Annotated in this window: 2 protein-coding genes; one reads left to right on the top strand and one right to left on the bottom strand. The window is 61.7% G+C overall.

Annotated elements, in window-relative coordinates:
- Positions 1-496: 496 nt before the first annotated feature.
- Positions 497-1,006: a carboxypeptidase-like regulatory domain-containing protein gene (locus H5U08_RS16745; protein ID WP_297035685.1), complete on the bottom strand. Its 510-nt coding sequence runs from the start codon at positions 1,004-1,006 to the stop codon at positions 497-499.
- Between the two features lie 357 nt (positions 1,007-1,363).
- On the opposite strand from H5U08_RS16745, the gene H5U08_RS16740 reads away from it, so the two are divergent.
- Positions 1,364-1,981 carry an HYExAFE family protein gene (locus H5U08_RS16740; protein ID WP_297035682.1) on the top strand — a complete coding sequence of 206 codons (618 nt, stop codon included), beginning with the start codon at positions 1,364-1,366 and terminating at the stop codon, positions 1,979-1,981.
- Positions 1,982-2,094: the final 113 nt, after the last annotated feature.

Raw genomic sequence — 2,094 nt, 5'->3', positions numbered from 1 at the left:
AATAAATCTCGCACAACTCGCGTTCGCCTGGACCGCCCCGCAAGTCAGATCTCTTTTACGGAACAAGTCGCGCCATTGTATGCCGGGAGCGTGGGCAAAACCAGTCCCGGCCGAAGCTGAGTCATCCCCGCCTTTGTCAGAAGGACAGGAGCCACAGGCACAAAGTGTGGGAAGGGCCTTCATGAATGGCCTGTTATCCGGAACATGAGCCGGGCCCGGCGGACGCAGGCCCCGGGGAGGGAACCGGATGACGCGGCGGTGAGCGAAGGATGCGCCAGAGACGTCCTGCTGCAAGGTTTTCGGAGCACGCTCCGCGGACCCGCGGAACCGTCATCAAACGACCACCGGCCTTGCCGGGCTGCGACAAGGCCGGTGAGTCCGTAGGATCGGGAGGTGTCGGCATGTCAGACCGGACAATGACTGGGGGAAACGCCCGGTTGAACTCTCCTGCTGCGGATGCTGACGCGGCAGCCTCAGTTCTTGCAGACTACCGCAATCACGGGCTGGACGGCTCTTCCTCGTGCTCGGCGACGGCGACAGGGACAGCAATCGCTGTGGCGATGGCACCGCCGACGATCCAGGGATTTCTCATCCACTGGCCAATCCGGGAAAGGGCCTGACCGCGGTTAATGTCCTGACCCGCCACAAGCAGCGTGGCCTGCTGGGCACCCGGCGGGGCAGTGCGCGGGCTCCACAGGCGGTAGGTGCCCGTCCCGTTCGCCGCCGACAACCGGTAGACACCACCGGAAAGGCCCTTGATGGCGAAGCGGCCGTTCTCGTCCGTTTTCACCACCCCCAGAAGCTGCTGTCCGTTTTCCACAGCCACTGTGGTTTGGGGAACGGGCCGACCCTCGGGTGTCACCACCTGGCCCAGCAAAATTCCTCCGTCCTGGAGGGCCACGTCAATGACGCGGGGTGCCTGTGCTGAGGCCGTCTCGCCTGCCCAGACAGAACCACTCAGAAGTGCCGCGATCGCGCATCCTAAAAAGACGCACCAGTGTCTCATTGCTCACACTCCGTATCCGTACAGGTCCGTGCTTTCCTTGCCCGGCGTAGTGGCCCGGTAGTTCGGTGCAAAGGCGAAATGAACCGGACAGCCGACAAAATTGGTTTCGTCCACATAGAGCGTATCGGAAGGCTTGGCCCCGCTCTTCAGTCTTTTTCCTGCCGCCGAGAAGCAACACGGCAGCCCAGCCGTCGCGGCAATGCATAATAAGTACTGTTTCTCACTTCAATTGACACGAATTTAACATCACACAGTGCTGGCCATCACAGGAATTTCCTCAATCGCGGTTGAAAGCTCGGCGAAAGGGGGATATGCTTTTGGGGGAGAAGGGAAATTCTCGCAAAAAGGAAGCGGCGCGTGGCGAAGCGCGGGAATCACTACGAGGCGGCCTTTGAGGCCTTCCTCCGCGAAGCGGGGGTTCCCTACATCGCGGTGGACGAGGCCCGGCGGGCCCTTATGGCCGACGGCCGTTCCCTGAAAAGCCTCGATTTCCTGGTGGCCCCCCGCGGCCGAACAACCTGGCTCGTCGATGTCAAAGGACGCCGCTTTCCCTCGGGTGAGGAGCACCTCCAGTACTGGAAGAACTGGTCCACCCGGGATGATCTGGAGAGTCTGGCTGAGTGGGAATCCCTGTTTGGAGAGGGATTTCGCGGCCTTTTTGTGTTCGCCTTTCACATTGTGGCGGGGAGATTGCCGGTTGCAGAGCCGCTCGTCGTGTCCTTCCGTGGGGAGCGTTACGCATTTCTGGGCGTGGAGCTGGCCGAATACCGTCGGCTGTGCCGGGTTATCTCACCCCAGTGGCAGACGGTAGCGGTCTCCGCCCGGGATTTTCGGGCGGTCGCCAGACCGGTCCAGGAGTTATTCGGTCTCGCGGAAAGCCAGCCCTTCCCTGCTCCTCAAACGGTGCTGGCACCGGTCCCCGCAGAAACGCCCACCGTCTCTGGCTCCACGCTGGTTGCCACTGCCCGCCGATGATCGATCATCGGGCGAGGATGTCGTTGATCGCTTCCACGAGGGCTGTCAGTTCGAGCGGGACTTCCTTCTGGACGCCTGCTCGAAGATCTTTGACCTGGCACACCTGTTTTTCG

This window comes from Thermogutta sp., from assembly GCF_014359955.1.
Lineage (GTDB): Bacteria > Planctomycetota > Planctomycetia > Pirellulales > Thermoguttaceae > Thermogutta.
The sequence above is the reverse complement of the archived record's forward strand: the minus strand, read 5'-3'. Positions and strand labels throughout refer to the sequence as shown.

Coding starts and splice junctions, on each gene's coding strand:
- H5U08_RS16745 (WP_297035685.1), bottom strand. CDS start 1,006: ATGAGACACTGGTGCGTCTTTTTAGGATGCGCGATCGCGGCACTTCTG.